The organism is Kaistella carnis (assembly GCF_003860585.1).
GTDB lineage: Bacteria > Bacteroidota > Bacteroidia > Flavobacteriales > Weeksellaceae > Kaistella > Kaistella carnis.
The window spans coordinates 1,650,824-1,666,666 of record NZ_CP034159.1 but is presented as its reverse complement, the minus strand read 5'-3'; the positions used below and the strand labels follow the sequence as shown (position 1 = coordinate 1,666,666).

Below are 15,843 nucleotides of genomic sequence, written 5' to 3'. Positions count from 1 at the left end.
GTAATTTTAAATTATAAATTATAAATTTTAGGTCAAAGTATCTAAAATAATTTAAAATTCAGGATTTAAAATTTAAAATTTCTAATAGATGTTCAAAAAAATATTAATCGCCAATCGCGGCGAGATTGCAATGCGAATTCTTCGTACCTGCAAAGAAATGGGGATTAAAACGGTCGCGGTATACTCTACAGCCGACAAAGACAGTCTTCATGTAAGGTTTGCAGATGAAGCAGTATGCATTGGTCCTGCGATGAGCAAAGATTCTTATCTTAAAATTCCCAATATTATTTCTGCAGCGGAAATAACCAACGCAGATGCGATTCATCCTGGATACGGATTTTTGTCTGAGAATGCAAACTTCTCCAGAATCTGTCAGAAAAACGGAATCAAATTTATCGGTGCGACTCCAGAGCAAATCGATAGAATGGGAGATAAAGCCAACGCCAAAGCGACCATGAAAGAAGCCGGTGTTCCTTGTGTTCCCGGTTCCGAAGGTTTGATTGATTCTTACGAACACGCGATCGTAATTGCTAAAGAAATCGGTTATCCGGTGATGATTAAAGCAACTGCCGGTGGTGGTGGAAAAGGAATGAGAGCGGTGTGGAAAGAAGAAGATATGAAGGAGCACTGGGAATCTGCAGTTCAGGAAGCGGTTGCCGCTTTCGGAAATGGTGGGATGTACATGGAAAAACTTATTGAAGAACCTAGACATATCGAAATACAGATTGCAGGTGACCAATATGGAAAAGCATGTCATTTATCTGAAAGAGACTGTTCCGTTCAAAGAAGAAATCAAAAATTAACTGAAGAAACTCCGTCGCCATTTATGACCGACGAACTTCGTCAGAAAATGGGTGAGGCTGCAGTGAAAGCTGCTGAATATATCGGTTACGAAGGAGTAGGAACGATTGAGTTTTTGGTTGATAAACACCGGAACTTCTATTTCATGGAAATGAATACAAGAATTCAGGTGGAGCATCCAATTACGGAACAGGTTGTTGATTATGATTTGGTTCGTGAGCAAATTCTTTTGGCATCCGGAAGTGCGATTTCGGGTCAGAATTATTTACCAAAACTTCATTCAATTGAATGTAGAATTAATGCAGAAGATCCTTTTAATGATTTCCGCCCTTCACCGGGAAAAATCACCGAACTGAATATTCCAGGCGGTCACGGAATTCGCGTCGATACCCATGTTTATTCAGGATATACCATTCCTTCCAACTACGATTCTATGATTGCAAAGCTTATTACCACTGCACAAACGCGTGATGAAGCGATTGCAAAAATGAAGCGCGCTTTGGAAGAATTTTACATTGAAGGTGTAAAAACCACCATTCCTTTCCACAGACAATTGATGGAAAACGAAGATTATCTTGCAGGAAATTACACCACAAAATTCATGGAAGATTTTAAAATGGATAAAAAGTTTGATAACTAATTCTTCATTATTTATATAAAAAATTGCCTCTTTACGAGGCAATTTTCGTTTTGTAGGATTACAATAATTATCATTAAATTTGTAGAAAGTAAAAAGTAAAATTTATGTCAGATACAGCAGTTTTAAAAAATTCACAATATTATATTGATTTGGAAAATGAGCACGGCGCTCACAATTATCATCCACTCCCTGTAGTTTTAGAAAAGGGAGAAGGAGTATTTGTATGGGATGTTGCAGGTAAAAAATATTATGATTTTCTATCTGCCTATTCTGCCGTGAATCAGGGACATTCGCATCCTAAAATTGTCGAAGCTTTGGTCGATCAGGCAAGGAAATTGGCCTTAACTTCTCGGGCTTTTTATAATTCAAGTTTAGGCGAATACGAAAAAAAGGTCACTTCTTTATTCGGATTTGATAAAGTATTACCAATGAATTCTGGTGCAGAAGCAGTAGAAACTGCCGTTAAACTTGCCAGAAAATGGAGTTACGAAGTAAAAGGAATTGCAGAAAATGCTGCAAAAATAATCGTGTGTGAAAATAATTTCCATGGAAGAACAACCACGATCGTTTCTTTTTCTAATGACCCTGATGCCAGTAAAAATTACGGGCCTTTCACTCCCGGATTTATCAAAATTCCTTACAATGATATTCAGGCTTTAGAAGAAGTTTTAAAAAATGATGCACCAAACATTGCGGCATTTTTAGTTGAACCTATTCAGGGTGAAGCGGGTGTTTATGTACCGGATGAAGGTTATTTAAAACAGGCATCTGAACTTTGTAAAAAATATAATGTTCTTTTTATTGCTGACGAAGTTCAAACTGGAATTGCACGAACAGGAAGATTAATTGCATGTCATCATGAAGATGTACAACCCGATATTTTGGTTTTAGGAAAAGCTATTTCTGGAGGAATGTATCCTGTTTCCGCAGTTTTAGCCAACAATTCGATTATGAATGTTATTCATCCGGGTCAGCATGGATCTACTTTTGGTGGGAATCCAATTGCCTGTGCCGTTGCGATGGCCGCTTTAAAAGTTGTAGAAGAAGAGAAATTATCCGAAAGAGCAGAAGAACTGGGAAAATTATTCCGTTCGGAAATTGAAAAGGTGATTGAAAAAACAGACTTAATTACCAAAGTTCGCGGAAAAGGTCTATTGAATGCGATCCTTATTAATGATACCCCGGAAAGTTCAACCGCTTGGGATCTATGCTTGGCTTTGAAGGAAAATGGCTTATTGGCAAAACCAACACACGGAAATATCATCCGTTTGGCACCACCGTTGGTCATCACTGAAGAGCAACTTTTGGACTGTGTGAAGATTATCGAGAAAACCATTTTGGAGCATAAGAAGTAATTTAGATTGGAAGTACAACCTAAGGTCAGCGGACTGATCATCACTTTTAACGAAGAAAAAAACATTCAGGAAATTCTTGAAAATTTTAATTTCTGTGATGAAATCATCGTGGTTGATTCTTTTAGTACGGACAAAACAGTTGCAATCGCCTCGCAAAATCCAAAAGTCAAAATTATCAGTAATCCATTCGAAGATTTTACAAAGCAGCGAAATATAGCATTGGATGCAGCTAAAAATGACTGGGTTCTTTTCCTAGATGGCGACGAAAGAATAACACCGGAATTGCGTCAGGAAATCCTGGATGAGCTGCGTAAGCCCCAAAAAAAAGATGCTTACTATTTCTATCGTAAATTTTATTTCGCGGGGAAGCCCATTAATTATTCGGGAACGCAAACCGACAAGAATTTCAGACTCTTTCGAAAAAGCAAATGTCGCTATGTTTCAGAAAAAAAAGTGCATGAAACCTTATTAGTAAATGGAAAAATTGGAGTTTTTAACAATAAACTCCTGCATTTTTCCGTTGCTGATTATGAAAGTTACCGAAAGAAAATGATTCATTACGGGCAATTAAAAGGACAAGAGCTTTTTACAAAAGGCAAAAAATACAGTATCACTACTCAATATATTAAATCTGCATTTAAATTTTTTAAAACTTATATTTTAAGAATGGGTTTTATGGATGGTAAAGAAGGTTATCAACTGTCAGTTTTACAAACTTTAAGCGTTTTTGAAACCTATGAATCATTAAAAAAGCAATACAGAATTAATATCAATCGTTCATGAAAATTTGCGTTATCAGTTTTGATTTTTGGAATTACGATGCTCATATTGTTGAAGAGCTTCGTCGCAAAGGTGTAGACGCGCATCATATTAATATTGGAGCATATCAGCATAAAGATTTATCTGCCCGGGTTAAAAATACCATTTCCAAAATCGTACTTCAGCGAAATTTAAAGAATGAATTACGTCAGGAAATGATTTTGGATACGCTGAAGAAATTGGGACCTCAGGACCAAATTTTGGTAATCAATCCCGAATTGATTGACATGGAGTTTCATCATCAAATTAAGCAGTGTACAAAGCGTTACATTGCGTATTTATATGACAGTTTGGCCCGCTGTCCCGCCCAGCATCTCTTCAGTGAGTTCGATGAAATTTTCACTTTTGATAAAAAAGATGCGCTTGATCATCATTTTAAATTGATCACCAATTATAATTATTTGCCGGAACAAAAAAGTCCTGTCCAGCCGAAATATGATTTAGTTTATCTCGGTTCCTTTGATAATCGAATTTCTTTGCTTTCTACCATTAGTGCGCAGATGGAGAAGTTGAATTTAAGTTACAATTTCGTAGTAGTTGGTAAAAAAAGCTGGACGAAAAATATCAGTTTTCAGAATCAAAATACCATTCTTTATAAACGACAGCGTGTAAAGCACGAAGATATTCCAGATTTCTATTTGCAGGGCAATATCGTACTGGATTTGGTGCGCGATAATCAAACGGGCCTAAGTTTCAGAATATTTGAGGCGATGGCTTTAAAAAAGAAAATCATCACCAACAATCCAACGATTAAGGATTACGATTTTTACAATCCGGAAAATGTTTTTATTTTAAATGAGGAAGCTTCAAATATAGAAAAGTCATTTTTTGATGGTTCATATCAAGAGATTCCTGCAGAGATCTATGAGAAATATACTTTGAGTTCTTGGGTTGAAACGATTTTTAGTCTAGATTTATGAAGACATCGGTTGCAATTTGTACGTATAATGGAGAGCGTTTTCTAAAAAAACAGATTGATTCTATTCTTAATCAGACTATTCCCGTTGATGAAATTGTAATCTGTGATGATTGTTCTACGGATTCTACGTTATCTATTTTAAATTTCTATAAAGAAAGATTCCCGAGTATTTTTAAAATTCATGTTAATGATCATAACCTTGGATGTGTAAAAAATTTTGAAAAAGCAGTTTCTTGCTGTGAAAATGAAATCATTTTTTTATGTGATCAAGATGATATTTGGAAGGCAGAAAAGGTAAGTTTTTTCTTAAATCACTTTAAAGAAAATATTTCGTTAAAAGTTTTAGCCTCTAATGCCTGGATTGTAGATGAGAGTGAAAATGTTATTGATAAAAATACAATTTGGGACGTTGTTAGTTTTCTGCATAAGAGAAATATTGAATACGATTTTTTCACCATTTTTTCTGTTGTGGGTAATTTAGCTACGGGCGCAAATATGGCTTTTAGAAAATCTTTTGTCTCGAGTGCATTGCCTTTTCCAGAGAAATACTTCTATCATGATGAGTGGATTTCGTTGTCAGCAAGTTCAAAAAAGCAATTTGGTTTTATGGAGGAAAAAACTTCTTTTTACCGTGTACACAGTTCACAGCAGGTTGGTGGTGTCTTTTTTGACAGCAGTAAGAATACGGAAAAAAATCTGCTGCGTAGATTTGATGTAAATAGTAAATGCTATAGTTTTAGGGAAATTAAAAGAAGAATAAGGTCATTGAACCAAAATAGAAAAAAAATTATCTCCGTATCTGCAAACAGTCACAATAAAGTTTTGAATGATGCCTTGCAGATTATAGAAAATTTTGAAATAAATTTAAAGAATGATTTAAAGAGAAAAAGTTATTTGAAGTATCTTTTTTATAAAATTTTCTATTTTCAGTAATTATTTTATGGAGGACAAAAATAAAAATTTTGGGTTAAATATTTCGGGCTATATTAATAAGCAGTTCGGTCTGGGAGAAGGAGTTCGCTCGAATGTCAGAGCAGTAAAAACTACTTCGGTTCCATTTGTTATCAATGATTTTAATATTGTTATTTCAAAACATATTCAAGATGATGTACAAAACGCACTCGAAACAACATCTGAAAATCCGTACGATGTAAATCTGGTTCAAATTAATATTGACCGTCTTCATTCTGTTTTGCAGGAAACGGATAACTCCTATTTTAAAGACAAATATAATATTGCTTTTTGGGCTTGGGAGTTAGAAAATTTCCCAGACGAATCTAAAGTGTTTTTTACTTTATTTGATGAAATTTGGGTTCCAAGTAATTTCTGTGCCGAAGCAATTTCAAAAATTTCTCCAGTTCCAGTCATCAAAATAATGCACTCCATTGAGATTGAAAAAACGACTATGAAAAGGCGTGATTTTAATTTGCCGGAAGATTCATTTATTTTCATGACCATGTTTGATTATTACAGCTCGGTTGCAAGAAAAAATCCTTTGGCAACGATTGAGGCTTACGAAAAATCTTTTGGTAAAAATAATAGGGACGTTCTATTAATTATAAAAACATCCCTAAGTATCGAGTTTCCTGAAGAAAAAAAAATGTTGCTAGAAAGAATTGCAGATAATAAGAGCATTATTGTTTATGAGGAAATTATGGAACGGGATAAATTATACAGTTTGATGAGTTGTTGTGATAGTTTTGTTTCTCTTCACCGCTCGGAAGGTTTTGGTTTGACCATGGCAGAAGCAATGTATCTCGGTAAACCCGTCATTGCAACCGGGTATTCTGCAAATCTCGAATTTATGAATGTTAATAACAGTTTTTTGGTAAAATTTGATGTTGTGCCTACGGGCGATCAATATTATTTCAGTACCGAAAAAGACTTTTGGGCGGATCCCAATGTTAGTCATGCATCAACTTTAATGAAAATTGTAGTGGAGAATCCGGAGATAGCAAAAGAAATAGCGCTTCAGGGTCAGTTAGATGTTCAAAAAAATTTAAGTCCGAGCAAAATGGGAGAAAAAATTGAAGCGAGGTTACGATATATTAATGATACAATTATTCCAAATAAAAGCAAAGAAAACTCCCAAGACATTCAGTTTTATAAATTTAAAAATGAATTGTTGCAGAAGAAAATCGATAAGATGAAAACCCTCTTCGGGGTCCGATTAAAATTGAAGTTTAAAAATTTACAAAATAAAATAACTGGTAAAAATCGCAAATATTTCTGGGAGTAAATATTTTAAATCGAGGTTAGATCATTGAATTTTTTCTAAAATTACCTAAGCAAGTTGATGAATTTTGATTTATTGTCGCTCATAATCATCCTGTAACCTTACAATATCATCTTCCCCAAAGTAAGTTCCTGTTTGCACTTCTACAAATACAAGCAGTTCATCACTACGGTTTTCAATACGGTGTTTTGCGCCTAAAGGAATGTGAATGCTTTCCCCATATTTTACAGTGATTTCTTCTCCATCTAAAGTTACGACAGCTTCTCCCTCAACAATGGTCCAATATTCCTGGCGGTGATGATGAAATTGGTAAGACAATCTATGACCCGGATTCACTTCGATTCTCTTCAATTTATAATGAGGCTCATCAGCCAATACAAAATATTTTCCCCAAGGTCTTTCCCCAATTTCTAACATATCACACATAATTTATATGCAAAAATAAGTATTTTTATGTCACTGCCACATTAGATTTCTCCTAAACTCAAACAATTGCTTAAAGAGTTCCTAAAACCATCGAAATGAACACGAATAAAAAGAAGGAACCGCGATATTTTCTTTAAATTTGTACTTTAAAAATTTTACGGAAAATGAGCAAAGTAAGAGTGCGTTTTGCGCCAAGTCCAACCGGACCGTTACATTTAGGCGGAGTGAGAACTGCTTTATATGATTATCTTTTTGCCAAGAATCATGGCGGCGAATTTATATTGAGAATTGAAGATACAGATACTGCAAGATATGTTGAAGGTGCCGAGGAATATATTATGGAAGCCTTGGAATGGTGTGGTATTATTCCAGATGAGAGCCCGAAGCACGGTGGTAAATTTGCACCCTATCGTCAGTCCGAAAGACGCGATATTTACGAGAAACACTTAGCAGAAATTCTAAAAACCGACTACGCCTATATCGCTTTTGATACGCCGGAGGAGCTCGATGCTGTTCGGAATGAATTCGAAGCGAACGGGGAAGTTTTCGCCTATAATTACCTGACCAGAAACCGACTTAAAAATTCCTTAACTCTTTCCAAAGAAGAAGTTCAGAGATTAATAGATGAAAAAGTTCCTTATGTGGTTCGTTTCAAAATGCCGGTGGACCGCGTACTGAATCTGGAAGATATTATTCGTGGAAAATCTTCTGTGAATACCAACACTTTGGATGACAAAGTTTTGGTGAAGAATGACGGAATGCCAACCTACCACTTTGCCAATATTGTTGATGATCATGAAATGGAAATTACGCACGTCATTCGGGGCGAAGAGTGGTTGCCTTCTCTAGGTCTGCATTATTTATTATATGAAGCCATGGGTTGGGAACGGCCCCAGTTTGCACACTTATCTCTAATTCTTAAACCGGAAGGTAAAGGAAAATTGAGTAAAAGAGATGGCGATAAATTTGGATTTCCTGTATTTCCATTAAATTTTAAAGATCCGGAAACTGGAAACATTTCAAAAGGATACCGTGAAGCGGGTTATCTGCCCGAAGCCTTTATCAATATGGTCGCTCTTTTGGGTTGGAGTCCTGCAAATGACAGAGAGATCTTAACATTGGAGGAAATGGTTCAGGAATTTGATTTGAATAAAGTACATAAAGCCGGTGCCAGATTTAACAAAGAAAAGGCAGAGTGGTTTAACAGCGAATATCTGAGAGCTAGAACTGATGAAGAAGTTCTAGGACTTCTAAAAAATGTAGATGAAATTAATCTTGCAAATTCAAGCGACGCTCAATTATTGAAAATTATTTCATTAATGAAGGAAAGAGCCACTTTCGCAAAAGATATTTATAATGAAGGCAAATTTTTCTTTGAAGCGCCGACGCAATATGAGGAGAAGGCCGTTAAGAAAGCGTGGAATGAAGCTGCTGCAGAAGTAATGAATGCATTTTCTTTAAAACTTGAAAGCGCTGATTTTGAAACTGATGATCTAAAGCAACTGATTCACGATTTTGCAGAAAGCAAAGGTTTGGGAATGGGAAAAGTCATGATGCCCCTTCGTTTATGCTTAGTAGGAGAATTAAAAGGACCAGATGTTCCCGATATTATGCAAATCCTTGGAAAAGAAGAAACTATCGCCAGAATAAAAAATGCGGTGAATAATATTCTCTGATTTCCTATTATTTTCCCTAAATTTGAAAGATAATTTTAATTACTAAAATGGAATACTTAAGTTTTGAACTTCCGATTAAAGATCTAATGGATCAGTACCAAACCTGTTCATTGGTGGGTGAAGAAAGTGGAGTAGATGTAAAGCTCGCTTGCTCACAGATCGAAGATAAAATTATAGAAAAGAAAAAAGAAATTTACCTCAATCTTACGCCTTGGCAGCGGGTTCAACTTTCCCGTCATCCGGATCGTCCTTATACTTTGGATTTTATTAAAGGAATTACCGATAAAGACAGTTTCCTGGAACTGCACGGTGACCGGAATTTCGCTGATGATCCTGCGATGATCGGCGGTTTGGCAACAATCGATGGCCAAAGGGTAATGATCATCGGTACACAAAAAGGCCGTACTACTAAAGAAAGACAACACCGAAGATTCGGAATGAGTAATCCTGAAGGCTACCGAAAAGCTTTACGATTAATGAAACTGGCAGAGAAATTTAAAATTCCTGTTATTTCCTTAATTGATACACCAGGAGCTTATCCGGGATTAGAGGCGGAGGAACGTGGACAGGGAGAAGCAATCGCCCGTAATATTTTTGAAATGACCATGCTTAAAACTCCAATTTTTGTTTACATTATTGGCGAAGGAGCGAGTGGTGGAGCTTTAGGAATTGGTGTAGGAAACAAAGTGTATATGTTAGAAAACACCTGGTACACGGTAATTGCACCAGAAAGTTGTTCTTCAATCCTTTGGAGAAACTGGGATCATAAAGAAGATGCAGCCAATGCTTTGAAACTGACACCTCAGGATGCTTTACAGGAAAAGTTTATTGATGGTATTGTAGAAGAACCGCTTGGTGGCGCACATTACAATCCGCAGACTGCTTATGATCATTTAAAAACTTCAATTTTACAGAATATTAAAGCATTCTCTAAGTTTACCGGCAAGGAACTGGAAACACAGAGACAGGATAAGTTTATCGCAATGGGTCAGTTCAAAGGATAAGATTTATCTTTAAATTACCAGATAATAAATTTTGATAATAAAATAAAAACGGGCTTTCGGCACGTTTTTTTAGTTTTAAATATTCGATAGCTTTAGCCAAAAGTTATATAAGTCAAGTTGCAAGCTGAGGATTAAAAAAAATCCTGTAAAAAATTACAGGATTTAATTATTTTTAAAAGAAATCTTTTGTTATTCGAAAAGTTCACTCGTATCTAAGACCGTTACTTTGCCGTCTTCGCATCGTATGGCTTCTCCAGGGAAGTTTTGAATCATGTGGTAATCATGTGTTGCCATCACAACTGCTGATCCATTCTCAAATGCAACCTGCTTTAAGAGTGTCATAATTTCGTTCGACGTCTCAGGATCCAGGTTTCCGGTGGGCTCATCTGCCAGGATCAATTCAGGGTGGTTAAGAAGCGCTCTTGCGATGGCAATACGCTGTTGTTCGCCTCCCGAAAGTTCATGGGGCATCTTGTGCTTTTTAGATTTCATCCCAACACTTGCCAAAACCTCATTGATGCGGTCATCGATTTTTGTTTTATCAGTCCATCCTGTGGCTTCCAGCACGAATTTTAGATTTTTCTCTACGGTTCTGTCCGGCAACAATTGAAAATCCTGAAATACGATTCCTAATTTTCTTCTTAAGTTCGGGATGTCAGACGGGCGTAATTTTTCAAGATCGAATCCCGCGATATTGCCTTGTCCTGAACCAAGGGGAATATGTCCGTACAAAGTTTTCAATAAAGAACTCTTTCCCGACCCTGTTTTACCGATAAGGTAGCAAAATCTTCCTTTTTTAATACTCAGATTAACCTCATTGAGAACGGTGAAATTTTTCTGTGCAATTTTCGCATTTTTCAGTCGAATTACATCTTGTCCTTCCTGATAAGTATGTGGCATATTTAGTATGATTGTAGTAATTAATTAGAATTGCTGCAATAGCATCCCAAAAGTAAAAAAAAACTTTCTCTTTGGGTTACACTTTAGCAAATTTTAACAACAAAAAATGCCTGAAAAGTTACTTTTCAAGCATATTTGTATATGATTGTACAAGAGATTATCTCTTAGCTCTTTGCCCACTTACCGTTAGACTTTTTCTGCCTTTTGCTCTTCTAGCAGCCAAAATTCTTCTACCGTTAGGTGTTGACATTCTTTCACGGAAACCGTGTTTGTTTCTTTTCTTTCTTTCAGATGGCTGGAATGTTCTCTTGCTCATTGCTTATATTTTTAAGTAAAAAACTATATCTTATTTTTCAGACTGCAAAGATAGTAAAGTTTTTATTTTCTGCAAATTAAATTCAAATTATTTGTGGGAATTCAAATCGGCCTTTCAGAAGAAAAAGCTTTCTCTTTACTATGGAGTTGCAATAATAGGTTAATATTTTTTTTATTCATTATTAAAGTTAAGTTTTCTTCATTCAAAGGTTGAAAATCATCTTTTTCCTCTCATCAAAATTGAAAGATCTAAGTCCTTTAAAAGAGAATGTTTGTTTTATAATAATTCTATTCTAATTTATCTGCCAATTTTCTTTAAAATAAAAACAAAACCTATCTTTGCTCCTCTCAAAAAAATATCCCCGTTCATGTTTACTCCTACAGAAATTACAGAAATTCAGAAACTTTTAACACCCAACCATAATATCGTGATTATTACGCATTATAATCCCGATGGAGACGCAATTGGATCCAGTTTGGGTCTGAAGCATTTTCTAAAAGCAAAGGGTTTAGAAGCGGATGTTATTGTTCCAAATGACTTTCCGAAATTTCTAAAATGGATGCCGGAAGCGAAACAGATTATCATTGCAGATTATAAAAGAAAACAAGCCGGTGAAGCTATTTATAATGCAGATGTTATCTTTATTCTCGATTTTAATGCATCACACCGAAGTGGGCACTTAGTAGCACCCTGGATTGAAAAGGCCCGCGCAAAGAAAATTTTGATCGACCACCATCAGCAACCTGATAATTTTGATTTTATTTATTCAGATGTGACTGTGCCGGCAACTTCGCAGATGATTTATCATTTTATACAGGAATTGAACGAAGAGCATTTGGTGAATAAAGATATTGCAGAATGTTTGTATACGGGGATTATGACCGATACGGGTGGTTTCCGTTTTCGTTCTACGAGTGCAACAACCCACCGTATTACGGCGAACTTAATTGAAAAAGGCGCAGATCCAGCCATGATTACTTCGAATACGTGGGATACAAATACGGTTTCCAGACTGCATTTGTTGGCTTTAATTCTGGGTCGTATTGAGGTAGTGAAAGATGGTAAAGTCGCTATTCTTTGGCTAAAACGTGATGAATTAAAAGAATTTGGATTTCAGAAAGGCGATACGGAAGGCTTTGTAAATTACGGCTTAAGTATCATGGGAACGCAGGTTTCTGCATTTTTCATGGAGGATCTTTATGATGATTTTGTTAAAATTTCTTTCCGTTCGAAAGAAGATGTTGATGTGAATCAGTTCTCCCGAAAATATTTTAATGGTGGGGGACACATCAATGCTGCCGGTGGAAAGTATATGAAAACCATTGAAGAAACTATTGTAGATTTCAAAGAGAAAATTGAGCAGGAAGATTTTTAATTGGCCTTGCTTAATAGTATCAATGTTTATCAGTAGACTTTTAGAGGAACTTAATTAAATCTCTTTTATAACGATTCATTGAAATTGTCTTACCATTTTTTTTAAGGCGACTTTTTAAACTTTAACGTTTGAATTGTACATTAATCGATTTACTGTTGTATCAATTCTTTTTTATTGCATGAGGATTTAAATTGGTGAATTTCATCATTTACGTCTTAAGTTTTCATTGTCCATAGATATTTTTAAGGCTTTTTCAATTATTTCTATGATGAGATAAATTATTCTTAAATTTTTTAAAAAAATGTTTGGTATTTCATAATAAGCTCTATATTTGTTCGAATATTTTAATAAACAAATCGACCTATTATGAAGAAAAAATTACTTCCTTTGTTACTTGTTCTGCCTTTCTTAGCAAGTGCACAATTCTCAGAAAATTTTGATGCAGGAACAGTAAAACCAGTAGGTTGGACTGTATTAAATGGTGGTGATACCAATGGTTTTATTTTCGGTCCTGGTGCTCCGGGATCATCACTTACGCAACCCAATGCGGCTCAAATTAATTACAGTGCTGCGGCACATGATGATTATTTGATTACGCCTCCAATTACTGTAACTGCCGGTTTGAACGACCGACTTTATTATTTCGTAAAAAGTCAGGATCCAGCTTATTTGGAAGCCTATGCTGTCAAGGTTTCTAAAACAACGCCGGTTGCTGCAGAGTTTACAGATGTAATTACGCCTACTGCAAATGCTTCGGGCGAGTGGACTTATTTTTCTGTTGATCTTTCGGCTTACATGGGACAAACGATTTATGTTGGTTTTCATGCTACTTCTGCAGATAAGTTTAGATTACTTTTTGATAATGTAGTTAATGGTACAATGCCAACAGTGGCTCCAGATTGTCCTTTGGCCTTAACTGGCCCTGCTGCCGGTGCAACTGGCGTAAACTACGATACAGTAAACTTTACATGGACCGCACCAACAACTGGTGGACCAGTAGAGCATTATGAATTATATTTAGATACCAATCCAAATCCAACCACTAAAAAAGGAATTACTGTTGATGCTAAACTGGCAGTATCTGGTTTAGAAGGAGGAACTACTTATTACTGGAAAGTTGTTTCTAAAAATGGTGCCAGTGATGCAACGGGTTGTTTGGTTTCCAGCTTTACAACAAAAGCAAATCCATTCTCACCTTATTGCGGACCATTAACGTACTCCAGTGGAGTTGAGCCGATGACCGGAATTGATTTTGGTGGAATGACCAATACTTCCTCTCCGGCAGTTGCAGGAGCAGCTCCTCATGAAACATTCTTAGACAAAGTGGCTACAGTTGAACAGGGAGGTACTTATCCTATCACATTACAAGGGAACACTGCTGGTAATTATACCAATCGATTTATTGTTTTTGTAGACTGGAATCAAGATGGTGATTTCTTAGATGCCGGCGAAACGTATTTCGGTACTACTGCCTTAACCATTATGGGTTCTACAGGCGTTGATGGAAAAACTGCGGTTGGCAACATTGTAGTTCCTGAGGGAGCCATGTTAGGCAATACAAGAATGCGGGTAAAGAAAAATTTCGGCACAGCGGCATATCCTAATCCTTGTGCTTCTGCAGGAACACTTGCAGCTCCAGCGCTTACCGGATACGGACAGGCCGAAGATTATATGGTGACTGTAAAAGAACCAGGTTTAGGAGTTTCTAACACGACCAAAGGGCAAATGTCGGTTTATCCTAATCCAGTAAAAGATCTATTGAACATCGAATCTGCGGATAGAAAAGTGACTGAAGTTGCCTTCTATTCTATGGATGGTAAATTGGTGAAAACAGTGAAAGAAAATGTTTCAAATATCAATGTAAGCACCCTTCCAAAAGGAGTTTATATTGTAAAAGTGAAAACGTCTGATGCTGAGAAATCATTCAAAGTAATCAAAGAATAACATTCTTAGTATTTTTAAACTAAAAAAGGTTGTCGAAAGACAGCCTTTTTTTATTTGTTTGACTTAGTAAGATTTTTTAGAAGACCAGTTTTTTAGGTAAATGATGAAGTAATTCTGTATTGATGATTTCTGCACAAATGCCTGGTTTTTCCCAATGCCCATTGTGTCCGCAGTCAATAAGATAAGATTTAATATTGGTTCGGTCCGGTAAGTTCTTTAGTGTAATATCGTTTTTTACAGCGTTATCATGTTTTCCCGCAATGACCAGAATTTTCCCTTCAAAATTCTTTAGTACTTCCATTTTGTCTGTTCTTTCGATCATTCCTTTTACCGCAGCCAAAACGCCGTCATTATCAGTTGAAAGCGCAATTTTTTTTGCCAGTTCAATTTTTCCTTCCAGAATATCTTTTTCGTTGGAATTAAATAGGTTTGGAACACCTGCATTCACGTAGTTGGGAAACGCTTCTTTTATAATTCTTAAACTTTTTTGGCGCTGTTCTTTCTTCTCTGCATCATCTTCCAGATACGTAGAAAAAAACAAAGTGATGCTTTTTAATACTTCCGGAAATTTTTCTGCGAAGGCTAAAGTGGTATATCCACCCATCGAATGCCCCAGCAAATGAAATGAATTAAGTTGTAAAGAATCGGTCACTTTCTTTACTTCTTCGGCCATCAGTTCCATCGTATGTACTTCTTTATAGACTTTCGATTTCCCGTGGCCAGGCAAGTCTATTTTAATTAAAGTAAAATGTGCTGAAAGTTGAGGTGTCATTTCTTCCCAGATGGTAAGATTCTCCATAAATCCATGGAGTAAAACAAGATGTTCTTTGCCTTGGCCTGATTTCTCGTAATGTAACATAATCGCTGTTTTTTAAAAGTAAATGTCGATGTAATCTACAAATCCTGAACCGTTTATTTTATTCTGTAAACGCCAGAAATTACCTTTGCCTTCATCAAAAAAAGTGGTTTTATCCGTTCTCTTATAGGTATTTCCGTTTATATTCTGCACAATTTCACCCTCGAAGTTGAGGTGTTTTTCAGATACTCTTTTCACAGTTCCTTTAACAGATAATGTATTATTTTCGGATGATGCTTTACCGGAAACATCATATAAATCTCTTCCCGTTTTTGTAAATGTTAGCGTTCCTTTAAGTGCATTAGCTTCATCTGAACTAAATTTTAGTTGATGATCACCACTTAAATCTTTAAACTTATTCTGTTGATTTTTAATGGCAATGCTGTCGTTCATTTTTTGTCGAACAGTATTAATGGATTCAATTTTTTTTGCTTCAGGAGAAAGCGTATTTTGGTCTGAAGACTCTTTTTTTGTACAGGACCAAAGTAAAACCAGAGAAAGTACGGCAACTGTTCTTTTCATATTAAAGGATTATTTCCTCAAATTTAATTAAAAATTAGAGTTCAAAAGTAGTAT

15 protein-coding genes are annotated in these 15,843 nt (G+C 35.9%); 10 read left to right on the top strand and 5 right to left on the bottom strand.

The window, feature by feature from the left end; all coding sequences use genetic code 11:
- Positions 1 to 88: 88 nt before the first annotated feature.
- The 6 genes from accC (at position 89) to EIB73_RS07610 (ending at position 6,773) form a co-directional block, all read left to right on the top strand.
- Positions 89 to 1,441: an acetyl-CoA carboxylase biotin carboxylase subunit gene (gene accC / locus EIB73_RS07635; protein ID WP_125024112.1), complete on the top strand. Its 1,353-nt coding sequence runs from the start codon at positions 89 to 91 to the stop codon at positions 1,439 to 1,441.
- Positions 1,442 to 1,545: 104 nt separating this feature from the next.
- Positions 1,546 to 2,796 carry an ornithine--oxo-acid transaminase gene (gene rocD / locus EIB73_RS07630; protein ID WP_125024110.1) on the top strand — a complete coding sequence of 417 codons (1,251 nt, stop codon included), beginning with the start codon at positions 1,546 to 1,548 and terminating at the stop codon, positions 2,794 to 2,796.
- Between the two features lie 6 nt (positions 2,797 to 2,802).
- Entirely contained in the window at positions 2,803 to 3,579 is a 777-nt protein-coding gene (locus tag EIB73_RS07625) for a glycosyltransferase family 2 protein (protein ID WP_125024108.1), read from the top strand.
- The gene (locus EIB73_RS07620; protein ID WP_125024106.1) at positions 3,576 to 4,535 is read left to right on the top strand and encodes a glycosyltransferase family protein; all 960 of its coding nucleotides are present in this window, start codon (positions 3,576 to 3,578) and stop codon (positions 4,533 to 4,535) included. The genes EIB73_RS07625 and EIB73_RS07620 overlap by 4 nt, the downstream gene beginning before the upstream one ends.
- Positions 4,532 to 5,467 (top strand): glycosyltransferase family 2 protein, encoded by a 936-nt coding sequence (locus EIB73_RS07615; RefSeq protein ID WP_125024105.1) that lies wholly within the window; start codon positions 4,532 to 4,534, stop codon positions 5,465 to 5,467. The genes EIB73_RS07620 and EIB73_RS07615 overlap by 4 nt, the downstream gene beginning before the upstream one ends.
- Positions 5,468 to 5,474: 7 nt before the next feature.
- The gene (locus EIB73_RS07610; protein ID WP_125024103.1) at positions 5,475 to 6,773 is read left to right on the top strand and encodes a glycosyltransferase; all 1,299 of its coding nucleotides are present in this window, start codon (positions 5,475 to 5,477) and stop codon (positions 6,771 to 6,773) included.
- 69 nt (positions 6,774 to 6,842) lie between these two features.
- On the opposite strand, the gene EIB73_RS07605 is transcribed toward EIB73_RS07610, so the two are convergent.
- A complete protein-coding gene (locus tag EIB73_RS07605) occupies positions 6,843 to 7,187 on the bottom strand; it encodes a phosphomannose isomerase type II C-terminal cupin domain (protein ID WP_125026078.1) in 345 nt (114 codons plus the stop codon).
- Positions 7,188 to 7,360: 173 nt separating this feature from the next.
- Between EIB73_RS07605 and gltX the strand changes: the two genes are divergently transcribed.
- Both gltX and EIB73_RS07595 read left to right on the top strand, forming a co-directional pair.
- Positions 7,361 to 8,872 carry a glutamate--tRNA ligase gene (gene gltX / locus EIB73_RS07600; protein ID WP_125024101.1) on the top strand — a complete coding sequence of 504 codons (1,512 nt, stop codon included), beginning with the start codon at positions 7,361 to 7,363 and terminating at the stop codon, positions 8,870 to 8,872.
- A 47-nt stretch (positions 8,873 to 8,919) separates the two neighbouring features.
- Positions 8,920 to 9,876, top strand: coding sequence for an acetyl-CoA carboxylase carboxyltransferase subunit alpha (locus EIB73_RS07595; protein WP_125024099.1), 957 nt, complete (start codon positions 8,920 to 8,922; stop codon positions 9,874 to 9,876).
- Between the two features lie 189 nt (positions 9,877 to 10,065).
- On the opposite strand, the gene EIB73_RS07590 is transcribed toward EIB73_RS07595, so the two are convergent.
- Both EIB73_RS07590 and rpmH read right to left on the bottom strand, forming a co-directional pair.
- Positions 10,066 to 10,776 (bottom strand): cell division ATP-binding protein FtsE, encoded by a 711-nt coding sequence (locus EIB73_RS07590; RefSeq protein ID WP_125024097.1) that lies wholly within the window; start codon positions 10,774 to 10,776, stop codon positions 10,066 to 10,068.
- A gap of 157 nt (positions 10,777 to 10,933) precedes the next feature.
- Positions 10,934 to 11,092 carry a 50S ribosomal protein L34 gene (gene rpmH / locus EIB73_RS07585; RefSeq protein ID WP_125024095.1) on the bottom strand — a complete coding sequence of 53 codons (159 nt, stop codon included), beginning with the start codon at positions 11,090 to 11,092 and terminating at the stop codon, positions 10,934 to 10,936.
- A gap of 367 nt (positions 11,093 to 11,459) precedes the next feature.
- Between rpmH and EIB73_RS07580 the strand changes: the two genes are divergently transcribed.
- Positions 11,460 to 12,467 (top strand): DHH family phosphoesterase, encoded by a 1,008-nt coding sequence (locus EIB73_RS07580; RefSeq protein ID WP_125024093.1) that lies wholly within the window; start codon positions 11,460 to 11,462, stop codon positions 12,465 to 12,467.
- Positions 12,468 to 12,833: 366 nt separating this feature from the next.
- Positions 12,834 to 14,411 (top strand): T9SS-dependent choice-of-anchor J family protein, encoded by a 1,578-nt coding sequence (locus tag EIB73_RS07575; protein ID WP_125024091.1) that lies wholly within the window; start codon positions 12,834 to 12,836, stop codon positions 14,409 to 14,411.
- Between the two features lie 76 nt (positions 14,412 to 14,487).
- Here the strand turns inward: EIB73_RS07575 and EIB73_RS07570 are convergent, their stop codons facing one another.
- Positions 14,488 to 15,270, bottom strand: coding sequence for an alpha/beta fold hydrolase (locus tag EIB73_RS07570; protein WP_125024089.1), 783 nt, complete (start codon positions 15,268 to 15,270; stop codon positions 14,488 to 14,490).
- Positions 15,271 to 15,282: 12 nt separating this feature from the next.
- Positions 15,283 to 15,789 carry a hypothetical protein gene (locus tag EIB73_RS07565; protein ID WP_125024087.1) on the bottom strand — a complete coding sequence of 169 codons (507 nt, stop codon included), beginning with the start codon at positions 15,787 to 15,789 and terminating at the stop codon, positions 15,283 to 15,285.
- Between the last annotated feature and the right edge of the window lie 54 nt (positions 15,790 to 15,843).

What these genes read in the sequence shown, in the direction of transcription:
- accC (WP_125024112.1), top strand. Translation starts at nt 89, where the DNA reads ATGTTCAAAAAAATATTAATCGCCAATCGCGGCGAGATTGCAATGCGA.
- rocD (WP_125024110.1), top strand. Translation starts at nt 1,546, where the DNA reads ATGTCAGATACAGCAGTTTTAAAAAATTCACAATATTATATTGATTTG.
- EIB73_RS07620 (WP_125024106.1), top strand. Translation starts at nt 3,576, where the DNA reads ATGAAAATTTGCGTTATCAGTTTTGATTTTTGGAATTACGATGCTCAT.
- EIB73_RS07615 (WP_125024105.1), top strand. Translation starts at nt 4,532, where the DNA reads ATGAAGACATCGGTTGCAATTTGTACGTATAATGGAGAGCGTTTTCTA.
- EIB73_RS07610 (WP_125024103.1), top strand. Translation starts at nt 5,475, where the DNA reads ATGGAGGACAAAAATAAAAATTTTGGGTTAAATATTTCGGGCTATATT.
- EIB73_RS07605 (WP_125026078.1), bottom strand. Translation starts at nt 7,187, where the DNA reads ATGTTAGAAATTGGGGAAAGACCTTGGGGAAAATATTTTGTATTGGCT.
- gltX (WP_125024101.1), top strand. Translation starts at nt 7,361, where the DNA reads ATGAGCAAAGTAAGAGTGCGTTTTGCGCCAAGTCCAACCGGACCGTTA.
- EIB73_RS07595 (WP_125024099.1), top strand. Translation starts at nt 8,920, where the DNA reads ATGGAATACTTAAGTTTTGAACTTCCGATTAAAGATCTAATGGATCAG.
- EIB73_RS07590 (WP_125024097.1), bottom strand. Translation starts at nt 10,776, where the DNA reads ATGCCACATACTTATCAGGAAGGACAAGATGTAATTCGACTGAAAAAT.
- rpmH (WP_125024095.1), bottom strand. Translation starts at nt 11,092, where the DNA reads ATGAGCAAGAGAACATTCCAGCCATCTGAAAGAAAGAAAAGAAACAAA.
- EIB73_RS07580 (WP_125024093.1), top strand. Translation starts at nt 11,460, where the DNA reads ATGTTTACTCCTACAGAAATTACAGAAATTCAGAAACTTTTAACACCC.
- EIB73_RS07575 (WP_125024091.1), top strand. Translation starts at nt 12,834, where the DNA reads ATGAAGAAAAAATTACTTCCTTTGTTACTTGTTCTGCCTTTCTTAGCA.
- EIB73_RS07570 (WP_125024089.1), bottom strand. Translation starts at nt 15,270, where the DNA reads ATGTTACATTACGAGAAATCAGGCCAAGGCAAAGAACATCTTGTTTTA.
- EIB73_RS07565 (WP_125024087.1), bottom strand. Translation starts at nt 15,789, where the DNA reads ATGAAAAGAACAGTTGCCGTACTTTCTCTGGTTTTACTTTGGTCCTGT.